Origin of the sequence: Paenibacillus tianjinensis, from assembly GCF_017086365.1 — a bacterium.
Taxonomy (GTDB): domain Bacteria; phylum Bacillota; class Bacilli; order Paenibacillales; family Paenibacillaceae; genus Paenibacillus_AQ; species Paenibacillus_AQ tianjinensis.
In genome coordinates this window covers 690,990-717,928 of sequence record NZ_CP070969.1, presented here as the reverse complement: position 1 = coordinate 717,928, position 26,939 = coordinate 690,990, and the positions used below count along the sequence as shown (strand labels likewise).

General features: G+C 49.2%; 18 protein-coding genes. 6 read left to right on the top strand and 12 right to left on the bottom strand.

What is annotated here, in order from left to right; all coding sequences use genetic code 11:
* Positions 1-176: 176 nt before the first annotated feature.
* Both JRJ22_RS03060 and JRJ22_RS03055 read left to right on the top strand, forming a co-directional pair.
* Complete coding sequence (locus JRJ22_RS03060; RefSeq protein WP_206103186.1) at positions 177-1,952, top strand: ABC transporter ATP-binding protein; 1,776 nt, start codon at positions 177-179, stop codon at positions 1,950-1,952.
* A complete protein-coding gene (locus tag JRJ22_RS03055) occupies positions 1,939-3,714 on the top strand; it encodes an ABC transporter ATP-binding protein (protein WP_206103185.1) in 1,776 nt (591 codons plus the stop codon). The genes JRJ22_RS03060 and JRJ22_RS03055 overlap by 14 nt, the downstream gene beginning before the upstream one ends.
* A 387-nt stretch (positions 3,715-4,101) precedes the next feature.
* Here JRJ22_RS03055 and JRJ22_RS03050 read toward each other — a convergent pair whose 3' ends face one another.
* Both JRJ22_RS03050 and JRJ22_RS03045 read right to left on the bottom strand, forming a co-directional pair.
* Entirely contained in the window at positions 4,102-4,350 is a 249-nt protein-coding gene (locus JRJ22_RS03050) for a hypothetical protein (protein ID WP_206103184.1), read from the bottom strand.
* Positions 4,351-4,404: 54 nt separating this feature from the next.
* Complete coding sequence (locus tag JRJ22_RS03045) at positions 4,405-5,964, bottom strand: glycosyltransferase family 39 protein (RefSeq protein WP_206103183.1); 1,560 nt, start codon at positions 5,962-5,964, stop codon at positions 4,405-4,407.
* Positions 5,965-6,135: 171 nt separating this feature from the next.
* On the opposite strand from JRJ22_RS03045, the gene JRJ22_RS03040 reads away from it, so the two are divergent.
* Together JRJ22_RS03040 and JRJ22_RS03035 are read left to right on the top strand one after the other, a co-directional pair.
* Complete coding sequence (locus tag JRJ22_RS03040; protein WP_206103182.1) at positions 6,136-6,675, top strand: ClbS/DfsB family four-helix bundle protein; 540 nt, start codon at positions 6,136-6,138, stop codon at positions 6,673-6,675.
* A gap of 318 nt (positions 6,676-6,993) precedes the next feature.
* Positions 6,994-7,416, top strand: coding sequence for a VOC family protein (locus JRJ22_RS03035; protein ID WP_206103181.1), 423 nt, complete (start codon positions 6,994-6,996; stop codon positions 7,414-7,416).
* A gap of 393 nt (positions 7,417-7,809) precedes the next feature.
* Here the strand turns inward: JRJ22_RS03035 and ltrA are convergent, their stop codons facing one another.
* Positions 7,810-9,201 (bottom strand): group II intron reverse transcriptase/maturase, encoded by a 1,392-nt coding sequence (ltrA, locus tag JRJ22_RS03030; protein WP_206103180.1) that lies wholly within the window; start codon positions 9,199-9,201, stop codon positions 7,810-7,812.
* Between the two features lie 738 nt (positions 9,202-9,939).
* Between ltrA and JRJ22_RS03025 the strand changes: the two genes are divergently transcribed.
* Complete coding sequence (locus tag JRJ22_RS03025; RefSeq protein ID WP_206103179.1) at positions 9,940-11,499, top strand: IS1182 family transposase; 1,560 nt, start codon at positions 9,940-9,942, stop codon at positions 11,497-11,499.
* Between the two features lie 104 nt (positions 11,500-11,603).
* On the opposite strand, the gene JRJ22_RS03020 is transcribed toward JRJ22_RS03025, so the two are convergent.
* The 6 genes from JRJ22_RS03020 to JRJ22_RS02995 form a co-directional block, all read right to left on the bottom strand.
* Positions 11,604-14,969 (bottom strand): HEAT repeat domain-containing protein, encoded by a 3,366-nt coding sequence (locus tag JRJ22_RS03020; protein WP_206103178.1) that lies wholly within the window; start codon positions 14,967-14,969, stop codon positions 11,604-11,606.
* Between the two features lie 200 nt (positions 14,970-15,169).
* Positions 15,170-16,027, bottom strand: coding sequence for a formylglycine-generating enzyme family protein (locus JRJ22_RS03015; RefSeq protein ID WP_206103177.1), 858 nt, complete (start codon positions 16,025-16,027; stop codon positions 15,170-15,172).
* 119 nt (positions 16,028-16,146) lie between these two features.
* Positions 16,147-16,782, bottom strand: coding sequence for a glycoside hydrolase family 11 protein (locus JRJ22_RS03010; RefSeq protein ID WP_206103176.1), 636 nt, complete (start codon positions 16,780-16,782; stop codon positions 16,147-16,149).
* Positions 16,783-17,083: 301 nt separating this feature from the next.
* Entirely contained in the window at positions 17,084-17,872 is a 789-nt protein-coding gene (gene yaaA, locus JRJ22_RS03005) for a peroxide stress protein YaaA (protein WP_206103175.1), read from the bottom strand.
* 160 nt (positions 17,873-18,032) lie between these two features.
* Positions 18,033-20,192, bottom strand: coding sequence for a 1,3-beta-galactosyl-N-acetylhexosamine phosphorylase (gnpA, locus tag JRJ22_RS03000; RefSeq protein WP_206103174.1), 2,160 nt, complete (start codon positions 20,190-20,192; stop codon positions 18,033-18,035).
* A 12-nt stretch (positions 20,193-20,204) separates the two neighbouring features.
* The gene (locus JRJ22_RS02995) at positions 20,205-21,224 is read right to left on the bottom strand and encodes a glycoside hydrolase family 88/105 protein (protein WP_206103173.1); all 1,020 of its coding nucleotides are present in this window, start codon (positions 21,222-21,224) and stop codon (positions 20,205-20,207) included.
* Positions 21,225-21,664: 440 nt separating this feature from the next.
* On the opposite strand from JRJ22_RS02995, the gene JRJ22_RS02990 reads away from it, so the two are divergent.
* Positions 21,665-22,612, top strand: a complete 948-nt coding sequence (locus JRJ22_RS02990; protein ID WP_206103172.1) for a helix-turn-helix domain-containing protein — start codon at positions 21,665-21,667, stop codon at positions 22,610-22,612.
* Between the two features lie 157 nt (positions 22,613-22,769).
* Here JRJ22_RS02990 and JRJ22_RS02985 read toward each other — a convergent pair whose 3' ends face one another.
* The 3 genes from JRJ22_RS02985 to JRJ22_RS02975 all read right to left on the bottom strand — a co-directional run bounded on the left by JRJ22_RS02985 (position 22,770) and on the right by JRJ22_RS02975 (position 26,939).
* Complete coding sequence (locus tag JRJ22_RS02985; protein ID WP_206103171.1) at positions 22,770-23,936, bottom strand: DUF4317 domain-containing protein; 1,167 nt, start codon at positions 23,934-23,936, stop codon at positions 22,770-22,772.
* Positions 23,937-24,079: 143 nt separating this feature from the next.
* Positions 24,080-25,345 carry an extracellular solute-binding protein gene (locus JRJ22_RS02980; protein WP_206103170.1) on the bottom strand — a complete coding sequence of 422 codons (1,266 nt, stop codon included), beginning with the start codon at positions 25,343-25,345 and terminating at the stop codon, positions 24,080-24,082.
* A 37-nt stretch (positions 25,346-25,382) separates the two neighbouring features.
* Positions 25,383-26,939 (bottom strand): response regulator transcription factor, encoded by a 1,557-nt coding sequence (locus JRJ22_RS02975; RefSeq protein ID WP_206103169.1) that lies wholly within the window; start codon positions 26,937-26,939, stop codon positions 25,383-25,385.

Genomic DNA, 26,939 nt, shown 5'->3' with positions numbered 1-26,939 from the left:
CCGCCGGGTTTTTCACTGGAAGTTATATGCCAGGCAGGTGCAAGCTTCCAGTTCAAGCGATTGTAACAAGAAATCTTCACAGCAGCGGGTGGCGGCCGCTTAATGTGTTATAATCACTTTGATTTATTCACTCTTCGCCAGCAAGAGTGTAAGAACACACAGAAACAGGTGATCAAATGTTCGAGCTTAAATGGCTGTGGCAGAACCTCAAGGGGAACCGGACGAGGTATATTGTGGCACTCTGCCTCTCGGTGGTAGGCTCAGCTCTTACGATCGTGAATCCGTACATCAGTCAGCGCATTGTCGATACGTTTATAGCCGGCGATAATGCAGTGCAGAATCTGACAGAGGAACGCGGGCTTCTGATTGCGCTTTGTCTGGGCATGATCGGCTTTTCCCTGCTGCGAACCGGTCTTGCTTATCTGACAACGATGCAGTACGAGCGTTCCTCGCAAAACATGATGTACAACATCCGTATTTATCTGTACAACAAGATTCAGGGACAGGACAGGGAGTATTACGACCATAACCGCACCGGTGACCTTATGACCAAGATGACAGGGGATCTGGACATGGTCCGGCACTCGATGGCATGGATTTTCAAAACAATCATCGAATCACTGACGATTTTTGCTGCTGCCGTCATCTATTTCTTCACGATTGATGCGGAGCTGACGCTGTGGATGCTGATTCTTTCGCCGCCGATTTTTATTGTGGCCTACATATTTGCGCGGCGCGTCCGCCCGATGTATATTGATCTGCGCGAGCGGCTGTCCCAGCTTAACACGACTACCCAGGAGAATATCTCCGGCAACCGGGTCGTCAAGGCGTTCGCCCGCGAGGAATTCGAAATTGAGAAATTCACAGACAAGAATGTGAACTATTCGGTAGCCAATAAGAAAGCCGCACTCGTCTGGCTTGATTATTTCCCTTACCTGGAGACCTTCGCTCAAGGCTTCAACGTTATTCTGATGATCGCCGGCGGACTTTATCTGATGGACGGCCGGATTACCTTTGGTGAATTCGCAGCCTTCTCCTCACTCATCTGGGCCATTTCGAACCCGATGCGCAATATCGGTATTATTATCAATGATATCCAGCGTTTTTTTGCCAGTCTATCCAAAATCGTCGATATTTACTATGCCCGGCCGGCGATTGCAAACGAGCACAATCCTGTTGATAAACGCCGTTATGAGGGCCGTATCGAGTTTCAGAATGTCAGCTTCAAATACGACAGTGCCGTCGTACTGGACGATGTCAGCTTCACGGTGGAGCCTGGTGAAACCGTAGCCATTATGGGCTCAACGGGTGCGGGCAAGACAACCATCGTCAATCTGATCCCCCGGTTCTACGATGTAACTTCGGGACGTGTACTCGTGGATGGCGTTGATGTGCGGGAACTGGAGCTTGATGAGCTGCGGGGCAATATCGGCATGGCTACCCAGGATGTGCTCCTATTCTCCGATACGATTGACGGAAACATCGCTTATGGTGATCCTGAGCTTCCGGAGGAAGAGGTGATGGATTACGCCCGGCTCGCAGCCGCCCATGAATTCATCACCAAAATGCCCGAAGGCTACGATACGGTTGTCGGGGAACGCGGTGTCGGCCTGTCTGGCGGGCAAAAGCAGCGTATCGCGCTGGCGCGGGCGATGGCCGTCCGCCGTCCGATCCTGATTCTGGACGATACGACCTCTGCGGTCGATCTGGAGACAGAGGAGCATATTCAGCGCAGTCTGCGCGAGCTGGAATACCCTTGCACGAAGATCATTATTGCACAGCGGGTATCCACAACCTGTGAAGCCGACCGTATCCTGATCCTGGACCGCGGCCGTCTGATCGAGGAAGGCACCCATGCCGAGCTTCTGGCGAAGCGGGGTTATTATTACGACGTGTTTATGCTGCAGAACGAGGGCATTGGAAGGCAGGTGAGCCAGCATGGCAAGGAATAAATTCGACGTCGACGAAAATCTGGAATCTCCATTTAATATCAAACACTTCCGGCGTGCAATGGTGTACATCAAACGGAAGCAGAAACCGATGATTATTGCGTTCATTCTCAGCGCCTTATCCGCCGCCATTTCGCTGTCGGCCCCGCTGATTATGCAGCATGTCGTGGATGTAACCATTCCGGCAAAAGCGAAGCTTGCGCTGGTCGGCTGGTCGGTGCTGATGCTGCTGACCATCGTGGTCAGCGTCATTCTGGCGACCATCCGTTCACGCATTATGACGAGCGTCGGGCAGGACATTATTTTTGACATCCGTACGGATTTGTTCAAGCATCTGCAGGAACTGCCCTTCAAATATTATGACGACCGCCCGCAGGGAAAAATCCTCATCCGGGTTGTCAACTACGTCAACTCGGTTTCCGATGTGCTGTCCAACGGTATTATCAACTTTATTCTGGAAATCGTGAATCTGGTGTTCATTGCCGCCTTCATGTTCGCCGTTGATGTCCGGCTCTCCTTCGTGACACTGGCCGGACTGCCTGTATTCCTCGGCATCATGCTGCTGATCAAAACCCGGCAGCGCCGGGCATGGCAAGCGGTATCCAATAAGAGCTCCAACCTGAATGCCTACCTGCAGGAGAGCATCAGCGGAATCGGTGTCACCCAGATGTTCTCACGGGAACAGCGCAATGAAGGCATCTTCACCCGTCTGGCCGGCAATTTCCGGACAGAGTGGATGCGGGCCTTGCGTTTTAACGCGCTGATTCCGTTCTCTGTCGACAATCTGGCAACGATCGTTACAACACTGATCTTTTTGGTAGGCCTGCTCACGCTGAGCCCGCAAGATGCCACCTTCGGCGTCATTCTCGCCATGAGCACCTACGCCGCCCGCTTCTGGCAGCCGATCCTGAATCTCTCGAACCTGTATAACAACTTCATAAATGCTGTCGCCTATCTGGAGCGTATCTTTGAAACGCTGGATGAACCGGTTACGGTAAGCGATATCCCCGGTGCGGAGGAACTGCTGCCTGTTCGGGGCCAGGTCACCTTCGACGACGTAACCTTTGCCTATGATCCTGGACTGAACATCCTGGAGAATATCTCCTTTAATGTTCAGGCAGGTGAGAGTGTCGCCCTTGTCGGACCGACCGGCGCGGGCAAAACAACGGTCGTCAACCTGATCTCCCGCTTCTATAATCTTACCGGCGGCAGCATCCTGATTGATGGCCAGGATATCTCGCAGGTCACCATGAAATCCCTGCGCAGCCAGATGGGAATTATGCTGCAGGACAGCTTTATCTTCTCCGGGACGATCCTGGACAATATCCGTTACGGCAAACTCGATGCAACCGAGGAAGAGGTTATTGCTGCGGCGAAGACGGTCTGTGCGGACGAATTCATCCGCGAGTTCGAACACGGGTATATGACGGAGGTGAATGAGCGCGGCTCCAAGCTCTCGCAAGGCCAACGGCAGCTCATCTCCTTCGCCAGAACGCTGCTGGCTGACCCGCGTATTCTGATTCTGGACGAAGCCACCTCCTCCATCGACGCCAAGACCGAGCGGCTGCTGCAGAAGGGCCTTAACGAACTGCTCAAGGGGCGCACCTCGTTCATTATCGCGCACCGCCTGTCTACCGTGAAAAACTGCGACCGCATTATGTATGTGTCGAACAAAGGTATCGCGGAAAGCGGCTCCCATGATGAGCTGATCGCAAGCCGCGGCCTTTACTACCGGCTCTATACGGCGCAGAAAATGGAAGCCTAAGGAGCACTGAAGCAATGTCGCCGGGTTGATTCAAGCGTTCGGCCCACCGGCGGCTTGAATCAACGGGATTTTTACCGTTCATTTCGCCAAATTGCCTGTCTGCGCCGGAATCAACGGGATTTTTACCGTTGATTCCGTCAAATTACCCGTCTGCGCCGGAATCAACGGGATTTTTACCGTTCATTTCGCCCAGCTGGACGAGCGCAGCGAGAACAAAATTAACCAAAAGCCAGGCACAGCCCCAAGGGAGCTGCGCCTGGCTTTTGCTTCTTTTTGGCCATTTCCGTATACCGGGTGCTGCCGTTTCCTACCTGAACCTTATAGTTATCCCGGTTATTAAGGCTTTCCTGGCCGGTAATATTTCCCCACTATTTTGAGGCTTATTGTTCAATTCCGCCCGAGTGGCCCTCCACCGCCGTTCGTCCCCTGCCCACCGTTTCTTCTCGAGCCACCGTTCATGCCGGGAAACCCGCCGCCATCCATGCCCCGGCCTCCCTTGAAGCCCTGTCCCCCGTTCCCCCTAGAGCCGGAATCGGTACTTGATATCTTCTGGGCAGTGATGGCATCACAGGAGACGAGCACCATCGAGCAGCTTAGCACGGCTATAATCAAAGCAAGATATCGTTTGGTCCGCATCGCCCTATCTCCTTTCCCCCTTTCCCCCTTTCCCCCTTTCCGGGTGAAAATAATTCATCTAGTGAAATATCGTTTCAACATATATTCGTATATGTCTTTGAAGCCCATGTAGGACAACACAAGCAGCATCGGGTACACCGGATATATATACCGGGACTTGATTTCCCACAGGAGATAGAAGCCGATAAATCCAAGAACCACTAGAATAACAGGGTCTTCCTCAAACCTTCCGGCTCTAATTCCGCCAACCAGACGGATGAGGATACCGCCGTACATCAGGAAGTTCAGGACATATAGCAGCCACAGCAGTCCGCTCCGGTAATTGGAATCACCCTTAAACAAATCTGTAGCAGCATTCGTGTAACTGTAGCTATCCATAACAGCCCCAATCATTCTTCCGCTGTTGCCGGAGGATCCGTCATTTCCAAGCCCGTACCGTTCCACCTGATAAGTGCCTTCCGTCCAGGTCCAGATGATTTTCTTGTAATACATGTTCACTAAATCGCCCAGGCTCGCCCCAGAGAGCTTATTGCTGATTTCCTCTTTAAACAGCTCCGTACTTTCAGCTTTATTATAGTTGGCATCCTGCTGATAGATCCTATAGCTCTCCCGGTTGTCCCAGAAGCCGAACGTCTCCAGATTGATTCCCATATTCAGCCACATATAGACGGGCGCAGAGTTTGCATTAACCGGTTCATCAACGACATTCGCCGCCTGCAACACTGCATTCTGAGTCCAGCCGGGAACATTAAATACAATAGCCGTGACGAATAACGCGGTTACGCCCTTCTTCACCCCTATCGTACGTATGCTGAACAGCAGACTAAGGAGGATCGTAATCAGAAAAATAACGCCGATACTCCGGAAGTAGTTCCCTACGGCCAGCAGAATTGCTGCGAAGATAATATCCTTGAGCGATCTTTTTTTGATAAATTTCACGGCACAATATACAGCGCTCGTCAGAAAGGCCGTTGCGATCACATCGTTATAGATGAAATTGCTCATCAATAAGGAGGGAATATAGGTTGCGGCAAAAACTAAGATCCCATAGTCCTGTTCTTTGGATTTGTAATTGAGTTCTTTGTACAGCAGATAGATCATTAGCGTTGTAACGAGTGTAAACAGAATATTGAATATTTTGAGGGTCAGGTAATTGTCCGGGAAGGCAAACAGCAGCATTTTCAAGTACAAGACGGTCGAGAAATTAAACGGAAACATATGCAGATAACCGCTCGTGTCAAAGGATGAATAATCCCCCCGGTACAGCATATCGAGCGCCAGTGACAGCACTGTCTGTGAATCATCCGTCGGCAGGCGGGGGAACAGGAAGATGATCGCGAGCTGAACAGTAAAGGAACATAGCAGTACAACTGGAATGACGACTTTTCTGCTGAATTTGTTAAGCTTCAGACTTATTTTATACAGCGCAACGCTTAGTGCCAGCACTACCGCAATGACCAGAATAAAGAGCCCCAGCTCCTGCTTCTCCAGCACCGGCGTATCTCCGTATACGAAATAGCTATACTTCGCCCTGATAAAAAAGCAGGACACCATAAACAGTCCCATGAATAACGCGAGTATGACATACATTGATTTTTGAATTCTCCGTACCATGAAATACCTCCTCTAGCACAATCAAAAACCCTTAAACTATCCATCCTTCAGTTTAATAAACGTATTATAGTTACCCAACCTGAAGATTAAATGAATGTCCGCATGAACTAGACATACAGCTGTCACAGCCATATGTTATAACTAAATCAAGATCAGGAGGGAGTGCGTGTTATGGCAAGCTATGAATACACATCCAAACAGAATTTAGTGGAAACCATTCATACCCATTACCTGTTGCTGGACGCTGAATTTGCAGAAATCAATGACAGTCACAAAGATTTGCGGATACCCGAAGTGGATCGGACACCTGCCGAGATGATCGCCTATCAGCTGGGCTGGCTTCATTTGGTGATGGGCTGGGACAAGGCGGAGCTTGAAGGGCGTGCTGTATGTATGCCATCTCCGCTCTATAAATGGAACCAGCTTGGAGGTCTGTACCAATCCTTTTACTCAGAGTATGCCGTATATTCACTAGCTGAGCTCCGGGAATTATTCCGGCAGGCGGAACAGCAGTGGCTGGCTTGGATCGGCACGTTAACCGAAGAAGAATTATTTACCCAAGGCATCCGCGGGTGGACAGGCAGCAAGGACAACTGGCCGATGGCCCGCTGGATTCACATCAATTCGGCTGCGCCGTTTAAGAGCTTCCGGGCAAAAATCAGAAAGTGGAAAAAGCACCTGTATTCCAAGGATGATATGGTAGAATATTGAAAACGGATAATATTGGAGCTGGTTAAGTGTTTACGGAAAGCGACTATGCAATCATTGCGCAGGAAGCGTTGAAGAAATACGATTTGGGGATCACTGAGCTGGATTTACCTGGTCATGTGAATCTGCTCGAGCGCTATTTCATTTGGACTATTCTAAAGAAACTTTGCCTTCCTCTCTGTAAATCCGCCGGAGCAGGAAGATTTGTCCCGCACCATCCCCTATGTCATCGAACACTATTGTCAAAAGTATCTTAAAGAGGAGTCTTTCTTGCTGAACTAACATTTGATTCAGGAGAATACCCAAGGGAGCTGAAGAACAATGATCGTGACCCCTACGCTGCACTTTTACGGACAATGTGAAGAAGCCATCGGCTTGTACCAAAAGGCTTTTAACCTAAAAACCAGTTACATACTGCATTACTCTGATGCAGATCCGCGCGACTGGAACGTCAGCTTAACTCCAGAACAGCAAGCGTATGTATACCACTCAGAGGGTTATATCGGCAGTCAGCGTTTCATGCTTGCAGATGAAATCGGGCTGGATGCATCAAAGAGCACCTCTCTTTTCCTTACCGTGACTTTTGAAACTGCGGATCAGGTAAAACAGGCATACCAGGTTCTAACGGACGGCGGCAGCGTCATTCATCCCTTGCGCAGCACAACCTACAGTTCATGTATGGCTTCAGTCGTTGATAAGTTTGGCTTCCGCTGGGGACTGATGACGGAGCAGACGGAGAGATAGGTTGAAGATGAATTTCTCCCTGCGCTAAAAGTCTCAGAGATATGAATAATGTAGCTCATAACACAATTATCTGAAAACTTGTTTACGTTATTGTCTTTGGATGAGTCAGACCACACGGTTCAAATCTACAAGCCCAATGTAAACATGATTCTAACAGATAAGAATGGAGGAATCTTTGGTAAGGTAAAAATACCCGGGCGTATTGTCTTTTATACTCTATTACAGGTGGACAATTTAATAACAGAAAATTAAAATACATAAGAGTACTTTTGGTTCAAATCGGCCGAATACTGCAACTTACTTTCCACCGTACAATCGAGTAGGAGGGGGCGGCGAGCCCCCGTCCTCTCACACCACCGTACATGCGGGTCCGCATACGGCGGTTCCAAAAGGTTAACAAAGCTCCAAGTAACGTGAAAGCAAACTTTTCAGCCCTTTCCCTTCCCAGTAGGAAGTGGGAAGGGCATTATTTGTGTTCCGGGACATTTCCCATGCGCCTCGCCGTGAGTTTGCCATTGTGAAACAGGCCCACTCGGGCACCCCAAGCGCCCGGAGTTCGCGGATTCGTGTGCGCACTCGTTTCCATTGTTTCCACAGGCACATTCGCAGCCTCCTCCGAATCCATTGGTCCAGCGTTTGGAGGTGTTTCTTCGCCGACGCCAGATGGAAATAGCCAAGCCACCCCATCACATACCGGTTCACTTGGCGAATTCGCTCTTCCATGGAAATGGACCACGTTCGATTCGTTAGTTCACGGATTCTTTCCTTGAATCGCGAGATTGTTTTCGGAGCTAATCGAATCGTTGCCTGCTTCTGACTCAGGAAACTGAAACCTAAGAACTTTCGGTGCCACGGTCTTGCTACCGCACTTTTATCCCGGTTCACTTTCAGTTTCAGCTTTCCTTCTACAAATCGGCTAACCGATTCCATGACCCGTTCGCCCGCTCGTTTACTCGCCACAAAGATATTACAGTCGTCCGCATAGCGTACAAAACGCAGCCCGCGTCCGGCCAATTCCTTATCCAGATCGTCCAGTAGAATGTTTGCCAAAAGCGGACTGAGCGGACCGCCTTGGGGCGTTCCTTCCCGGCTACGTTCCAGCTTTCCGTTCACCATAACTCCGGCGTTCAGATACGCACGAATCAGGATCAGTACTCTTTTGTCTGTCACTTTCCGCGCCACTCTTGCCATCAGCATGTCGTGGTTTATCCGGTCAAAGAATTTCTCCAGATCGAGGTCTATGACCCACCGGAGGCCACTTTGGATATATCTTTGCGCTTGTTTCACGGCGTCATGTGCACTTTTCCCCGGTCGAAAGCCATAGCTATACCAGGAGAACTCTGCGTCAAAGATCGGGTTCATGACTTGTAGAAGCGCCTGCTGGAGAAAACGGTCCATAACGGTTGGGATGCCTAGTAGCCTTACACCGCCTCCGGGTTTGGGGATTTCCACCCGTTTGACTGACGCAGGTCTGTAAGCCCCCGCTAGAAGTTCGGCTTTCACCGATTCCCAATGTGTTTTCAAATAAGCTTGTAGATTCGCTACCGTTACATTGTCCACACCGGGCGCTCCTCCGTTTTGTACCACTCGTTTATACGCGAGCCGAAGGTTGTCTCCTTCGAGCATTCGCTCCAGCAAGTTGCTCTCTGCTTCGCGAGAGGAAGGGGCGATTTGTGCCGACGAAGAACTCGGCGCTCCGGCATACCCTGGCGGCTTCACCGCTTCTCTTTGCCGTAAGCTCTCTTGCGAGATATTCTGCTGTCTTTGCACTTCATGCGAACGCATCGGTTTCCTCTCTCCTTTCGGTTCAGCCCTTCCGTAAACGCTGCAGCAGTTTACGTACTATGGCCTCTGCTGACTCCTGCCGGTTCAGCGCAGCCTCTCGGCTACGGTTACAAGTTTTTTTTTTCCTTGCCCCTCCGGCAGGCCTCCCCAGATAAGAACGTCATCTTTCCGCCCGCACCTGCCCAAGTTTACGGCTGCAGCCCTTGGCAGCTTTGGATTTTGTCATGTATGGGTGACTCATCCGGCTGCAACCGCCTCAAATTGGATTCGTGTACCTCAGGTCGTGCTTTTGCCTCCGGCTTCCTTCAGATTCCGCCTCATGGTGGACACCCTTGCCCTTGGCTAACGGTAGGCGCTTGCCAGCCCCCGCTCGGGACTTTCACCCTAGAGATGACGCCCATGCTGGGCGTACCACAAAAACGGGGCTGTCCCAAAAGCCATGAAATGGCTGCTTGGGATAGCCCCTGTTTTTTTAAGTAGGATCAACGTGAGCACTTGGGTGGACGCTCCGCGAACGGACCGTTGTTCCAATCGCTGTGCTCTCCAGATTTTTTTCATTCCCCTTAGCGGTGAAAATCCGGAGACCAAGGCGACCGCTGCCGCTTTTCCACAATCGTTCCGTCCTCTCCGCTGTTTAAGCGGGAAATGGATCTACAATCTTTAAAAATCGCACAAAAAAGAAACCATCCTTTGGTAAAATGGAGTTACCACACAACCATTTCAAAGGAGAGGTTTCTTTTGTACATTCAATATACCATGGACCAACTTTGCTTGCCAATGGATCTGGAAGAAGATATTCCCGAAAACCACCTCGTTCGTGTCGTTAACGCAGCCGTCAATCGGCTAGACGACACCATCTTTGACGCTGCCTATCCCGGTGGCGGCCGTGACAGCTACCACCCTAAAATGCTCACCAAAGTCATTATCTATGCGTATACGCAGCGCATTTATTCCTCCCGGCAAATCGCCAAAGCGGTCCGAGAAAACATTCCCTTCATGTGGCTAGCGGGACGACAACGCCCGGATTTCCGCACGCTCAACCGCTTTCGTTCTCAGCGGATGAAGGACGTCCTAGAAATGGTATTTACCGCCGTGCTTCAGTTTCTGGCGGACGAGAAATACATCTCCTTCGAGCATTATTTTGTAGATGGCACAAAAATAGAGGCAAATGCGAATCGCTATACCTTCGTGTGGGGTAAAGCCGTTAGTAAGCATAAAGCCAAGCTGCAAGAAAAGGTACATGCATTGTTTGCCGACATTGAGGCTGTAGAGAAACAAGAAGAACAGGAACACCGCGGCCAGGATCTGAGCGAACTTGGCGAGTCCGCCGAGATCGACAGTGAGAAACTTGAACAAATGACCCAGTCGTTAGAGTCGCAACTGCTGAAGAAGCCCAAGAACAAGCCATTGAAAAAAGCGGTTCGGAGGCTCCGTAAGGATCTGTTTCCGAGACTGCTGAAATATGAGCAATACCAAAACCTGCTCGGGGACCGAAACAGCTTTAGTAAGACGGACCCGGATGCCACCTTCATGCGGATGAAGGAAGATCACATGCGAAACGGTCAACTCAAACCCGGCTACAATGTACAGATCGGCACCGAAAACCAGTTTATTTTGGCGTACAGTCTACACCAAAGACCGACGGATACGCGTTGTTTACAGCCGCACTTAGAAAAGGTGCGGCAGATCCTAGGGAGACTTCCGAGGGCGGTGATCGCGGATGCCGGCTACGGCAGTGAAGAAAATTATGCCTATTTGGAAAACGAACACGTGAAGGCCGTGGTCAAATACGGCAGCTACCACAAAGAAAAGAGCAAAGCGTGGAAAGAGAATATCGGAAAGATTGAGAACTGGACGTACGACGAAGCCGTAGATACATGGACATGCCCCGCCGGACAAACGCTGCATTTTCGCAAAGAAAGCAAGGAAACGTTAGAGAGTGGATATGAAATCCGAAAACGTCATTACCGTAGCCAGAGCTGCGTGGGCTGTCCACTGAAGGAAAGATGTACGAAAGCCGAAGGAAATCGGGAAGTGGTTGTCAGTCTGGAACGACTGCGGTACCAGAAACAAGCTCGGGCAATTTTGCAAAGCGAGGAAGGCTTCACTTTGGCCGTACGTCGAATGACAGAACCAGAAAGTGTATTTGGACAACTAAAGAACAACCGGGGTTTCCGGCGGTTTCTGCTTCGCGGCATGGAAAAAGTGACGCTTGAAGTCGGATGGCTTTCCCTTGCCCACAATCTACTGAAGCAAGCTGCAAACGACCAAAAACGCAGAGCAGCGATCCTCCAATAACAGGAGAATCGCTTCATTGTTGACATTTTTCGGTTTTGAATAATGAAAAGGGTCTGTCTCTACTCGAAAAAATCTACTTATGGGACAGTCCCTTTTCTTCAAACCTACTCCATTACCGTCCAAATATCTAACGCAAGTGAACGAAGCTCAACGTTTGGATGATTTCTATATAGTCTCAATAGGCGGGTACATTCAAGGCTCCACAACAACTCGCCCCCAGCAACTTCAAGCAAGGATAGTCCAAGCCATTGAGCTTCGTAACTGCCTTGAGACCATAACACCTCTACAATTTCTAGTATCGCCCCCGGAGTCCAATACCCCCTGCTGTCTTTCAGATTTTGGGCAATCTGCTTACAGGCAATGTCCAAAAGACGCCGCTGATTGGAGACGCAATCCACGAGGATAGTCAAGTAAGCCACGGATTCCATTACATCATTCCAATCAATGGAAGCTACATATAATTTCATTACAGGCTGCTTCAATGTCTCATCCGGTGCCAGACAGTCAATTATCCCTTTATATAATGGCACAAGGTTTACGCGTGTGTTCTTCGGCAGTGCCGCCAGTTTGTCTGCAAATTTCAATAGGCGTTGGCGGTGGGGCAAATCTTTTTTGGCATTGGCATTCCAATCGTCACTTATAGTGACACTGGCCAAGTGCTTGAACACACCTATTACCAGCTCATTGACTACACCATCACGGCATATTTCGGTTAACGTGTTCATTGCAGTATTCCATCTTGAGCTATCTGCCAAATCCACAATAACCTTCGCAGTGGCCTGCGCGATGACCCCTTCATTTCCGTTGGACCAGCGGATCATACTGTTCAGGGCAAGCCTTCCGGTATCCGGGTCGGAATGGCCTGCAATCTTAATAATTAATTCCAGATATCTTGATCTATAGTCTGCGGGAAGCTCATTCGGCTGTTGAAATAATATACTTTTCGCAATATCACTCTGTGAGGAAGAAGCCATTCTGCTTAAAATCTCCCAGGCGCGTTCATCATCTAACAATTGTCTCGCTGCGTGCCCTATGGCAATGATTACGTCCTTATGCGCATTTGGTTTTTCGATCTCATTCATCAATACCGGTATGCTGTCACTGCTTCTATAAGCACCGAGTAGCCGGATCGCTTCCTTTCTGACAGTGATTTTCAGCTTGTCGCGGTCTAACAGTTCTTTAAGCACGGAAGCCAATACGACCGGATTCACTCTGCGGATGCATCTGGGAATGGAGTACATGGCCACACGGGCTCTGTCTCCATCCAAATTCGCCATTAGAACAAGAAGTGCCTTTTCGGGCTCCTCTAATAATGAATGTGCGTAAAGAGCCGCTTCCACTATAGCTATGTTCTCATCTTCCAAAAACTCAGCCAGCTTATCCGTGTTGAGTTCAGGCATTGCTGCCATTACCTTTATCGCTGTAGAGCGCTCCTGTAAACTCCGTTTGGCATCAGAAGCAACTCTTTCAATGAGAGACCGGAAGGACTCTTGCTGACGCGGCAGCCACCTGCCAAACCCATCCGCAGCCGGCACCATATAAATGGTTTTCCCTGTTAAAAACTTGCCTTTAATAGCAGTTCCCGAAATAAACGGATCCAGCCATTCCTGGCGTTTAAGATGTATATGCCGGAACACTTCATATATAGTGATAAACGATTTGTCTAGGGTTAATAGTTCTCTTACTCTTTCATCCCTTGTTGCAGGAGAGGCAAGCCAATATCTTGTCGCTCGTGCTGAGGTAGCCGCTGTTTTCGCCTTTACCGCTTCCTTTAGCAAGCTCTGAAGCTTTGAGATGCCATAACCCCTTTTGCCAAAAGAGTTCGCCAAGCTGAACAGCAGATTGTATTCTTCTCTGCGATTGGACGCCGCCGCCAGCGGATAAATCTCTTCAAACAAACGTTCTTCTATCCCCCGGGGGAAATTGTCCTGTAGGGATGGCAGGGTAAGCTGCCCGCTGTGCTTGGCTAACTTTACGATCGTGCTTAAAGCAAACTTAAAGATCCCGCTTCCGGGATGCCCTGCATTAAACCGCATGATTACACATGCTAATGCCTGAGTTGCAGACCTTGTAGCATACGAAGTATCTCTTGCCTCCACGACACTATCAACCAGAACCGTAAGCCCTTCTACATTCTCATCCGTAAACATAGACGCAGGTGTACCAGCCAGCTCAGTCATTACCGCACACCGTACCGGATCCTGATCATTTTTGATGCGTCCCAGAAAGACCAGAGTCTCATTCATACCCTCTCTTGATAACGCAGTGCTCTTAATCAGCTGAACGAGTGCCATTGCACGTTCGTCTGCATTAGATGCATATGCGGCTTGTTCCAGGGGCTCTCTGGAATGATGAATCGAACGGTAAGCTGTAATCCTAATCGTGTTTTCCCGGCTATCACAAATTTCACGCAGACCCAGCATCCGGGTGGCTTCCTGATCGCGAACAACATGCGGCAGCTGCTGCAGTAACCGTTCCGGAAAAATACGCTCTTGACGCTTATCCTCTTCATATACCGCCTCGAAAATCACTTTACGGCTTGAAGGAGCGATACTGTCCAGTAATTTCGCCAGATGGACGGGAGTATCTGCAAGTAATTTGGCTATTTCTATCCACTGAGCGATAGAAAAGTATTTTTTTCTATTTAATATGCCTTCCGGCACCCCATGAGAAAGCAGACCGCTTCGTGACTCCTGCCGGGTTAGCAGCCTGTATACGGCATCGGGATTTACGCGGACTAAAATGCCCAGATGTTTCTTCAGTTCAGGATGGATGACCCCCATGGGTCCATGATTCATAGCACATTCGAGCACCAAATCCGGCTTTGCCTTGCATAAAGCTTCGATTGCAGAAGCAAACCTCCACCAGACAGATCCCTTTTCCCTGGGGGGTGTACCTTCTAGAGTCGTTCTGAAATACGCTGCAACCACATCCAGATGACGGCTGGCCAACTTACCCCAATTTCCAACAGCATATCCAATATCGGTAAGCCATTTACTGACTGTTTCCTGATGACATGCTGGCAGTAAAATGGAGGCCTCCGCCGCCCCCCACCGGGCAAAGACAACAGGCAGCAGCCGCTCCGCCAATTCCTGACGGTTAACAAATGAAATATTGCGCAGCAATTTACGGCGTCCCTCCTGTGATAAATCCGGGAGTTCACGTTCAATCTCAATATTTGAAGCCACTTTGGCTAGAAGACCAGCAGCCTGATGTCGAATAGTAGCCTTAGGATGCTTTAATGCTGACACAATGATGTTGGCATTCTGTGTGGCAATAGCGCCAATAATGGCAAGCTGAGCCTCGTAGACTCCCCCCTTCAGTAATGAAGCGAGCAATTCCGGGTACTCGGCTGATTTCATATGATTACGGCCCAGCATGGCCACCGTACGGATTCTGTCTGAATGTCCCAGTGAATCTAATTCTTTGAGTAAACTCTTTTTATCTAATAGATCTTTTTTGAACATCATAAGTCCCCGCCTTCACCAGTTCTAATTTATCCAATCAGCTTTTATTCTCCATCTGCCAATCCATCCCCTTTAAAAAATCTATGTCCTATGTACAAATTGAAGCCTACATGTACAATTTGTGCATTTGCCGGGGATTCTTTGATATTTAAGGGGACAAGAGCAGAAGGCGAATTGCTTAGCACCTGGGCAGGGTTATCACATTACTCACTGCGGAGCACACGGAACCCCTGATCAGGACCTACGCCGCTGCCCTCAAACTTGCCCCGGAAAGAGGATTCGTTATTATTGACGCCTCCAATCCAGCCCCCGCCCTTTACAACCCGGTAAGAACCTTCCGTACTATCCGAGTCACCGTACCAGTTCCAGCACCATTCCCTTACGTTGCCTGACATATCGTAAAGCCCCAGCTCATTGGGCTTCTTGATCCCCGCAGAGTGGGTTGCATTATTGTTGTTTTCAATGATGGGCCAGTTCCATTCTCCAGATAAATATTGATCCCCGGCATTTCTCCAATACCAGGCAACTTCATCGGCATTGTTGCTTCCGCTGTAGGTGTAGCTCTTGCTCAACTGGCCTCCGCCTGCAGCATATTCCCACTCCGCTTCTGTCGGCAGCCGGTAACCATTCACTCCCTCGTTGATCTTTACTGTCCACTTTATATTATCGTTACTGCTCTTATTCTCCGGATCTTGTGCAGCCTTGTTAATATTGTAGTAAGGTTCCAGACCTTCTTGTATACTCCGGCGGTTACAGTACTCCACAGCGTCATACCAGCTTACCATTTCTACCGGCAGATTACTGCCTTGGAAGTAGGAAGGGTTACTCCCCATGACTTCAATCCACTCTTGCTGTGTTACCTCATATGGGCTGATATAAAAATCCGCCAGTATTACATTTTTCCCATAGTAATTGGACTTGGTGTTTATAAAGCTCCCGCCCTGGACGAATACCAGGTTATCCTTGGATTCAGGCTTTTCGTTCTGATCAGGCTCGGCCTGCGAACAAGCGGTGACAACGCCAATGACGGCTATGATAAAGAAAATCAATAATTTTCTCATGGATAGTTCTCCTTTAAGCGAATTGGAAAAGGTAAAAAATATTAGGCCCCCGGCTGTAAGGCCGGCAGGCCCTGGTCAAATCAATGAAACTGTCTGCTGCCCTGTTGACAGCTGAACGGTTACCACACGGTTACGTTAGAACTGCCGCTGCTTTGATACCCCTCGGTCGCCAGCACCTGGTAAGACCAGCTGCTGCCCAAATTCATCCCATAATTCTTCCATGCATTCACGTGGTTGCTAAAAGTGATGGCAACGTTGCTTCCGGTCGCTCTCTTCGACTGCCGTACACTCCAGAACTGAGTGAAGGTAGCCGTTCCATCAATGGAAGGTGCATTGGTTCGTGTGGCTGTATAAATATCGTATGTGCCCCCATCACTGGTCACGGTCCCTTTATAGGTTCCGGTAGGTCTGTAAGTACCCCAGCTATCCACAACGTAGTATTCGATCAGTGAGTTTCTTGTCCATCCATAGAGTGTCAAATATCCATTCCCGGACGGCGCCCAGACGCCTGCATTATAGTTGATGGTTCTAGTCGGTGATCCGGTAGTCCAGCCTTTACCAACAACAAAATTCCCGGTATTGGACCAGTTCACACTGTAGTTTCCGCCAGATCCGTTAGTAGCATTTACTGTCCCGCCGCCATCGGTCCAATTCTGCCAATAGTCTGTCGCTGCATTTGAGGTTGCTGCAAATAAGCTAAAACTCATTGAAGCTGCAAATAAGGCCGTTAACAATTTCTTATTAAACTTAAACATACCCTTACCTCCTAAAGTGTTTTGTTGTTGGTTACTGCTTACCTTACACTACTTACCGGCTGGTCCGGCTGATTCAACCTAGTGCTCCTAACTTATCGCCTTAACTTCCAAAAACTTGATTTCACCTCCTTTCCGAGTAAATTATAATTCGCAAGCGCTTACAATGAAGTTAGCAAATTAAAGATTCATTCCCAATTTTTATAGAAGTTGTCCATCTAATTGGATAAATCCCAAAATAAAAAACCGTCCTGTGAAAGGACGGCTCTGCATAAGAGCAGCAACCCGGAATGCTGGCAAATCTCTATTTATCGCTGGACAATCTATGAGAAGACTGACCGCCATTGCCCGTTTTTTGTATAAACACATAGGTACTCTCACTCGACAACTCATCAGCATAACTGAATTCCAGTCCGGTGAAGCCCTTAATCTCCTCCACATGCCGGATTTGCCGCTCAGCCATGAAGCGTACCATCTCACCTCTGGCCATCTTGGCGAAAGTCGCTTTTTCAACTACCTTACCGCCGATTTCCTGCCCGAACACACAAGTAACCATCCGGACATCCTTGCCCAGATAAGGGGAGATACATTTGCTATATTCCTTGGAGGCTAAATTCAGGATATACTTACTCTCCGAGACAAGCTGGTCCGCCAGTCTTCTGTTCCAAAATCCATAGAGCGAACTGAATCCGGGCCCGGCCAGCTTGGCCTGCATTTCTAGGCGGTAGGGAACCACCCCGTCAAACGGCCGGAGCATCCCATAGAACCCGGACAATATCCGCAAATGCTCCTGCAGGTACTCCAGCTCCTCCATTTGCAGCACGCCCGGTGCCATGTATTGATATTGAATGCCTTCGTAGGATAAAAGGGCCGGCGTCAGGTTCCGGGTTAAATCCATATCCCGAATTCGCTCAAGATTCAGCGTGGCGATTGCATCATTGCATTTCCATATGGCTTTTAGTTCCTCGTAGCTCAGTTGTTTTAAAGCGGCCAGCAGAGTCTCCGATTCGCTTAGAAATTGCGGCGTCTGGCGCTCCGTAAAGATATCTGTGTCTGTCTTCATCTTTTTGGCAGGCGAAATAATGATTCTCATGATACTCCCTTTTCTAGTCCCCTCGGGGATAATAAATGTCTCCTTATCCTATCATATTTTCACGCTCACCGGCTTCCATTCATCATTACCAGCGGAGAGTTGCTCGACGCAAAAAGCCCAAGCACCGGGCATTCAGCCGCAGGCTTGAGCTTGTCAAAGGTTATTTTAAAGTAGTAATCACCGTATCAAAAGGAGCCAGCTCCAGCGTCTGCAGGCCGTACTCCGTCTCAACGGAGGTCTTCTGCGGCTCAGCGCTGTTGTTAATCACAACCAGAGTCTTGCTCTCCGGATAGTAGGCGCACTCTGTGTAGAGGTTATCCGTGATGTACTTGTTGTCCTGCAGTTCATTGCCCGCATAGCGGATCAGGTTCAGCAGCAGTCTGGTATTCTCCAGATTGAATTCGAACGAAGGAAAGTAGATCCCCTTGCCTTTGCCGAAGGTATTCGTGGACAGTGTAATTCTGCCGCCGGATTGCTGCACTACGGAGGCCGCTCCATCGGTAAGATAGATCCCCTGCTTGGCTTCAATGCTTGCCCCTTCAGGCAGCAGACCCAGCTCATCCTTAGCTTCAAAAGCCCATCTGCCATGAACGACTCTGGCGCCGGTATCTTCATCCACACCAAGAACATGGGCCATTCTGAAGTAGGTATCGTAACCTTCCACCGCCGAAGGCTGGTTAACCCCGATGAACGTGCCGCCTTCGTATACCCATTTGGTCAGAAGGTCTACTACTTTGCTGTCCTCCCAGTGCCTACCGCCGCTCCAGGCTGAACCTGCCGCACCGGCATTGATCACTACATCAACTTTCTGCAGGACTCCTTGACGGATATCCTCAAAATCAATAAACTGCACTTCCACCGGTGATCCGGATAAAGCTTCATTGATATGAATCAGGTCATGCATGAACGTCTCATGGAAATGGCCGGACAGCGTCCACGATCTCAGCTTGCCCCAGCTGTGCAGAACCGCTACCTTGGTCTTGATCAGATATGGCTTACCTTGCTGATGCAGCTCTTTAATCTCCCTGAACTCATCGGCAATCTTCTCGATGTAGTCACAGAAATCCGGGTAAGGCTCAACCAGATGCAGGTAGCCCCCGAGGCCGATCCGGTCAATCGGCTCCCGCAGCAGCGCACGCCGGATGTTGATCCAGTATTTTTTGGCATCCAGGGTAGGGTCTCCGCCCTCCATAAAGGTAGGCGCACCGCCCAGGCCCACCGGGAACAAGTAAGGATGCAGCCGGATCTCATGCGTGTCCACTTTTACCCCTGAACACATCCGTGCTTCATACCCTGAGAATACGCATTTGATCATCCCGTCGAAGCCAAACTCCCCGAACCGGTCATTATAAGGCTCCATGCCCACCCAGCTGTCATCATAAAAAACATACGCCAGCTTGCCGTGCTTATGTACAATGTCAATGAGCTGCTTGCTGAACCCGATCACAAAGTCATTTATAAAAGCCATCCAGTCGAGCTTGCGCTGCTCCGCCGGAATATGACTGACGCGGTATTTACCGCCGTTTACGAAGTCCTCAGCCGTCAGCGGATAGCCCGCCTTTTTGGCGAACAAATCAAGCGCTCTGGCACTCACCGTAAAATCATAGGAACCCCAGTCCGAGAACAGATGGCGGTTGCGTTCACTGCTGCCCCAGATCCAGGCGAAATTATAGAATAACGAGGTAAAGCGGACTACAGTGGTTTCCTTATGCTCCCCGCACCAATACTCCATCCATTCCAGGATATACGCCTGCGTCTCCGGGTACATGGGATCAATCTGCATCAGATGCTCTTTGTCCCAGTTATTCGTGGTGTGGTTGTACATGGAGATCTCTTCCCAAATCCGGTAAGCCATGAAGCTAACCGTGTATTTATGCCAAGGCACAATTCCGGTCAGGACCACATTCCCCGATTCGCGGTCATAATTCCACTGTTCTCTAGGAACTTCTTCCCCGGTTGTCCGGTCGATAACCTGCCAGTATTTGAACGCTTCCTTGGAATCATTGACTCTGAACTGTTCCGTGAAGAAATCTTCCATCAGATAGACGGATAAGTAATCCTGTACCGCTACCTTCGGATTGGTGATCAGGAAGCACTGCTGCAGCTTATCCAGATTCTGCGATGCCCACTCATTGTGATCTCTGATGATACAGATCGTAGAATAGATCCCGTATCCGGCATGAATAATCTCATCGGACAACTTCGTGCCGTCACTGTCACGGATCACATCGGCACCCCAGCGTTCCGCCAGTTCCAGGGTCAATGCCTCATAACCGGATTCACCCGGCAGGGTAAAAGCTCCCTTAGTCGGTTTGGCCAACTTGTTCCCCTCCTATTTAATCATGTCGGACAGAAAAGCTAGCGCTAAGCCTTGTCCCCAGCCCTGAATCCAGTCTTTCGGAATGTTGCGGTAGCCTTCACGGTCCTTCATCACGGCAGTTCCGCCCGACACACCCAGCACCCGTCCGTCTTCGCTGATATTCTTCAGGATGCCCCCCAGCGCTTTTTGCACATATTTGGTATGCAGCGGATTGCCGTTATTGATCATCGCTGCGGCAATTCCGCAGGAGGCAGAAACCTCTTCATAAGATTCCTCGTCATCCAGCACGGTCCGCCACAGGCCGTTCTCTGTCTGCACCAGCTTCAGCGCCGCCAGCTGATCTCGCAGCGAACACTCCACATCCATACACTGCGGATACAGATACCAGTCCTTCAGCAGCGGTTTGACCTGTGACATGGTATAAGCGCCCCAGGCATTGGCCCTGCCCCAGTACAATCCGGACATGTGATCCTGCTTCACATTGTTGTAGCCGTGGAACCAGAAGCCTGTACCAGGATCCTGCAGATATTTGATATGCCAGTAATACTGATTGAGGGCATCCTGGATCATCGCCTGATCATTCAATTTGCTTCCGACGCGCAGCAGGAAAAAGGCCGCCATAAACAGCGTATCCGCCCAAGCCTGCTCCGGAAAATCATTCGCCACAGATACGGTATGCTGAAGCACATGGTCTCCGAACCTCAGCGCATGATTCTGGAGATAATCCACCTTGCTCATCACGATATCCCAATATTTCTGGTTGCCGGTCTCTTCGTACAGCATGATCATCACATGACCCATGGCACAAGTGTTGACCGTCCAGTCCGGTAATCCAAGCTCAATATATTCATCTGCCCACTGGATAAGCATATTCAGGTAATCTTTATTCCCTGTGGTCTTATAGGCTCTGGAAACTCCATAATAAGCCACTCCGCAAGGCCAGTCCCACGTTAAGTCCATAGCCAATGTTTTGCGGGTGACCTTGTCAATGACCTGTAAAATCTGTTCTCTGTCATAATCCAATTGAAGCATCCTTATTCCCCTCTCGTCCGCACGCCCCCAAAGGCGATTGAGAGCCGTCCGTCTTATTGTAAACGCTTTATAGTTTCTATTGTAAGCAGTATAATGGTATACATCTAGGCACATTCGCAGCAAAACTGCGCAATTTCGACTATTTATTGTTGAGGGCTGTATAGATTGACTTAAGGTTTTAGTGTAAAGGCTCAGTCGCAACTACAGAGAATGTTTGGACTTCCGGCCGCTGTTGTCTTCAGATTTCTTGATTTGTACCGCTACTAGCGGTTGAAATCCGAAGACAAAGGCGGACGCTACGCTCCTACAGTTCCAAAATTCCCCTCCGTCACTCCTTTACCTTATCTCAAGTTTAAGTACAATCTATATAATTGGAATTTTACCTACCGTTCACTTATAATCAACTCAAATTCTCGTCATGGGAACAGGAGCATCTGAATATGCCCAGAAAAAAGAAGCCCGTCATCGAGTACCGCCACTACAGCCTGCCGATTAACTTCCCCGTCCTGCTGTTAAGCGGGGAGCGCTGGAGGATTTCCGACATCAAAAGCGAGCATCTGCATTTCCATAACCACTTGGAGATTGGCATTTGTTATTCAGACGGCGGCATTATGGAGATCAAAGGGGAAGCCGTCCCTTTTAAAGCCGGAGATGTCACGGTTCTTCCCAGATATCTTCCCCATACCACTTACAGCTCGCACGGTACCGCCAGTCTGTGGTCTTATCTTTTTTTCTCGCCGGAGGAGCTGTTTCAACCTTCCCTCAAAAGCGCCTACAACAGCTTCGAGCCGAACCTGTGGCGGATTCAGGGGAAAAACTGTATTTTGAACAAAGATCAGTATCCCAAGCTCCATTATCTCGCCACCTCGGTCGTAGAGGAGCTGAAGCAGCAGCAGCCATACTATCAGGAAAGTGCCTACGGCCTATTGCTGTCTCTCTATATAGAGCTCCTTAGAATCCATTCCACCAATGAAGCGCTGACTGAACAAGAGCAAGAGACAGAGCATAGTCTTAAAGGGGATTTTGTCATTTCTCCGGCGCTGGAGTATATCACCAAAAACTATATGGCCCCCATCACCATCGATTATCTGGCCGAGCTATGCCATTTAAGCACCACCCATTTCCGCAGAAAATTCCATGAAATCATGGGTACGGCACCTCTCGATTTCCTGAGCAGCACCCGGATTGAGGAAGCGTGCAAGCAGCTCAAGAGCACAGACGCTTCCATCCTTTCGATTTCCGAGCAGGCAGGCTTTCATTCCATCTCCAGCTTCAACCGCAGCTTCTCCCGGCTTATGGGGACATCGCCCAAAGAATGGCGCAAAGGAGCACAATCCGAAGCACAATCGGCGAAGGCGTCAATTTTGGAGTTTACGGGATGGGTGTGAGGCGCAAAAAGAAATAGACCGCCCTGGTCAAAGGAGACGGTCTATTGCTGCCTAAACCCTATTTCAAGCCTCCGCCCTTAAAAGCGGCTGTTGCAAACGGAGAGTTGTGTTAGCGCACGGCTCTCTTTGCATTGTACGCTGTTTCTGAGTCGGTTAACTACAAAATTTCCGTACTAAGCGTAAAGCCCTCGATCACAACGTCCTCGTCCACCTCGATCATGATGCAGCGTTTCCCCTGATAATTCACCTGCTTCAAATACCGCAGATCCTGTGGGCTGACGGAAATGGTTGCCACCTTGGTCTCGATCTTAATCGACTTGGTCGTAAATTTCGGAATCACGCTGCTTGCCTTCATTTCATAGTTCCGGTCATCAATGATCGTTTCGAAGGCCAGCTCCACTTTTTCTGCCGTCACGTTCTCTACGCCGCTCACCTTCAGGACGCGTTCCACATCCTTGAAATCCAGCGTAGGCGGCTCTTCCTCCCCTGCGGCATCCTCGATGACCTGCTGAATCTGCTCATATACCTGGGCAATGGTCGTCGTATCGAGCTGTTCGCCTGCCAATTCCTTCACGATATCCTCGAAATAGGCTCTCTCTTCCAGGGCAGTTACAGAAGTTTCTGCATTCAAGACCTGCTCAATAAAGTGCGGGTCCGGAAAATTAGATTTTCCCGTGCAATATAGAATGCGGTTCACATCCGAATAGTTGTCCGTCACACTCGGATAAAAGAACCCCTGCTCCGGCGAGCTGAGCTTCACAATGGGATCGACGATAACATTATACTTGAACTCCCGCTCCACATAATCGAACATGAGGTTTTTACGCTGCTGTTCCGTAGAATTCACGCTGCACAGGATAAACTGATGCGCGAAGGTCTCGTTCTTCTCACTCTCTTCCGCTTCATCATTTCTGGCCTTAGTCGGCCGGTGATATTGCCCGCGGACAAAGGTAATGACTGTATCCTTTTCATATTTGGTATCGGCCAGCATCTTGTCCACCAGCATCAGCATCAGGTCCTGCCATTCCTCCGGATCACCTGTCACCAGGCCTTGGTGAAGCATGACCTTTGTCGGTTCCTCGGCTTCCTCCTGAAACTTCAGCTCAAACAGCTTATGGTCAAGCTCGCCGGTCAGCAATTTTTTGAAGTTGCCCATATAGAGCTCCTGCTTCTCTCTGTCCACCATACCAAACGGCAGGCGCTCCCAATGATAAACCTCGCTGCTGTCCTTCATAATATAAACGTTAAGGATATCGTATAGGTTCAGCAAATCATGATCCAGCTTAAACTGCTTGCGTATGTGTGCTACTTCTTTTTTATTCATAATGGGTTCGGGGCTCCTTAGATAAGTTGTGACTTTAACTAGTATAAAGGATCGGGGCGGATTTTTCTAAGGATCTTGCAGTAAAAAAAACCCGTGGCAGATCGCCACGGGTGATCACTAGGGAGTTCAGAGGAGCCGGGCTCTCAATCTGAATCTTCCAAGAGTTTGTCTATTTCAGCGGCTGCACGATCTAATCCATCCCTAACGGACAGGTCACCCAGAAATATTTTGTGCAGGTAAAAGCTGTACACTTCTTCAATTTTGCTCCAGTTCTTCACAGCCGGCCTCAAAAAGGTATCATCCATTGCTTCGACATAGGGATAAAGATATGAATCTTTATTCACACTCAGAGCTTTTATCGCCTCCCTGTTAGCCGGGATTAACCCGGCCTGTGCCATAATCAGCTGTGCTTCCTTGCCCGTCATCCATTTCATAAAAGCCCATGCCTCCGCAGGGTGTTTACTGCCTTTCATAATGACTAAATTTTCGCCGCCAATAATCGAAGACGGGCCATTCCCCTTTGGAAACGGTACAGGTAAGGTCTGCTTAAGAGCATGTTTGATATCCGAATCTTTCAACAACCTGTAGAACCACGGTGCTTCATCCGTTAAAATCATGTTTCCGCTCCGAACTTCCCTCCAGTTATCGCCGTTAAGGGGCACCGAGGAAAGATGAATCAGGTCTTCCTTATATAGACTGGCCAGCTTTTCCACTGCACGTATGGAACCTTTGCTGTTCAAATATCCGGAAGCCCTGGTGAAATTCTCATCCATAAATGAGCCTCCAAGGCTGAAAAGGTATGGAAGTGTATCCCAAGCTTCCAATCCCCCCAGTCCAATCGTGAAGTGATGCTCAAGAGCAAGCTCTAGAACTTCATCCATGGTGCGTGGAGGTTCTGAATATCCCGCCCGCTCCAGAAGCTCCCGGTTAAAGATGGCCGACTTGGTGTATAAATTGAGCGGCAGAGAATAGTACTGATTCTTATACAATCCAACGCTCATGGCCTTACGATGAAACACATTGTGAAGAAGTTCGAAGTCTGGGAACCCGGTTAACGGTTCAAGGAGCCCCAGATGTGAAAACTCTGGCACCCAAGCGATGTCCATTCGTACCACATCCGGACCACGGTTGGAGGAGGCCCGCGCAATAAGACTGTACTTTAATTCATTATTGTTGGCTAAGTTAATGTAATCGACCCGAATGTCCGGGTTCTTGCGTTCAAAATCCGGAATCAATTCCTGCACTAACAGCCGGGTTTCTGCATCGTTGTAGGTATGCCAGAAGGTAATAACCGTTTTATCATTTTCGTGGAGCGTTTGAACATGATTCGGATCCGAGATCACGGACGGACTCCCGCACCCGGCCGTTAACGCTAGAGTCAGTAAAAAGGATATCCACCGGATGCCCATCTGTAATCCTCCTCCCTTAATCGGTGTGCGAGAACAGTCATTTCATGTTTTCCCTATATTCTACCGGAGTAAGTCCTGTTATTTTTTTGAACACCTTGCTGAAATATTTTACATCTTTAAATCCCGCGGCTCCGGCCACATCGTAAATCCGATTGTCATTTTGCGCAAGCAGCCGCTTCGCTTCCCGAATCCGCAGCTCGATCAGGTAATCGATAAAGTTCATGTCGGTTTGTTTTTTGAATAAAAGGCTGAAGTAACTTTTGCTGAGATGAACGGTATCCGCTACGCATTGGAGCGTCAAGTTCTCGGTATAATGAGCAGCTATATATTCCAGCGCCTTAGTAATCAGCTGCCCGCCGTAACCGTTGCCGGACAATTTAGGAACAAAGGACTTCCCCATCTCCTCGAGCTCACAAATCATGAATGACGCCAGTTGTTCCAATGTCTCTGTCTTGCGAAGCATTTCGTACCGTTCAGAGAGCAGGGGTCCTGCGTCAGCATTTGACTGATAAGCACCTGCAAGGAGGCTGCACGCCTCCAGCTGTACTTGTTCCGGTCTCAAGATCCCGCTCTTCCAGCGTTCAAGCGCAAAATCAATTGCGAATGAAGCCGGATCACCCTTATGAATCATCTCAAAGAAGGGTGTCCAATCATGATTTGCTTCTGTATCTGTTAACGTTTGAACATGATTGACTTCCGATCCGCCCCATCGGTACAAGCCGCCAAGCCCTTCAAAAAATCGTCTTTGGCAAGCCAATCTGCTCTCGGCATATCCCTTAAGTATTCTGCGCACTCCTTGCTCCTGGGCGAAACCCAATGAAGTTGAAATTCCCCATTTGGCTTCGAGCAGCCGCTTCCACTGGTCGAGCTGTTCTTCAACCTCCCCTTCGAGATCCGGGAAGATGAGAAACAGGCTGCTTTCAGCCACCAGCAGTGCGCTTCCTTCCCTCATCTGTTCATAGAACCCTTCCTGCAGTTCCTCTAGCAACAGCTGCACATACAAATATCCGTAATTTTCTCTCCACTCCTCAGCAGCATCCAGCATAAGATGAACACAGACATAGGATTCTTCCAGCCATGCCGGAGCCCAAACGGTTGATTCGGGAAAGGTCTGCTCTTGGGCGATGTATCTTTTGATTTCCTGTTCGACACGCTTTCGGTCCAGATAGAGCGCCCCCTGCTGGTAATGATTAAGTTCGGAATCCTTTCTCCTTTCCTCCTCCAGCATGGAAATACTACGGTGAAGGACGGCAAGAAGGTCTTCCCGCTTCAAGGTCAGCTTTAATAAATAATCAACGGCGCCTAGCTTAAGTCCTTCTTTTACGTATTCAAAGTCACTATAATTGCTGATCAGGATCACCTTTAGCCAAGGACAAAGTGCCAGTGCCTGCTTCATCAGTTGAATGCCGTTCAGCAAAGGCATTTTGATATCTGTGATCAGAATATCGAAGGAAAGACTTTCTAAAGCAGACAATGCCTCCACACCGTTAGCGTAATGGTCTTCAACCGTCATCCCTTCCTTATCCCAATCGATAAATGCACTGATACCATTGCGGATAACAGGCTCGTCATCTACAATAAGAACTCTATACAT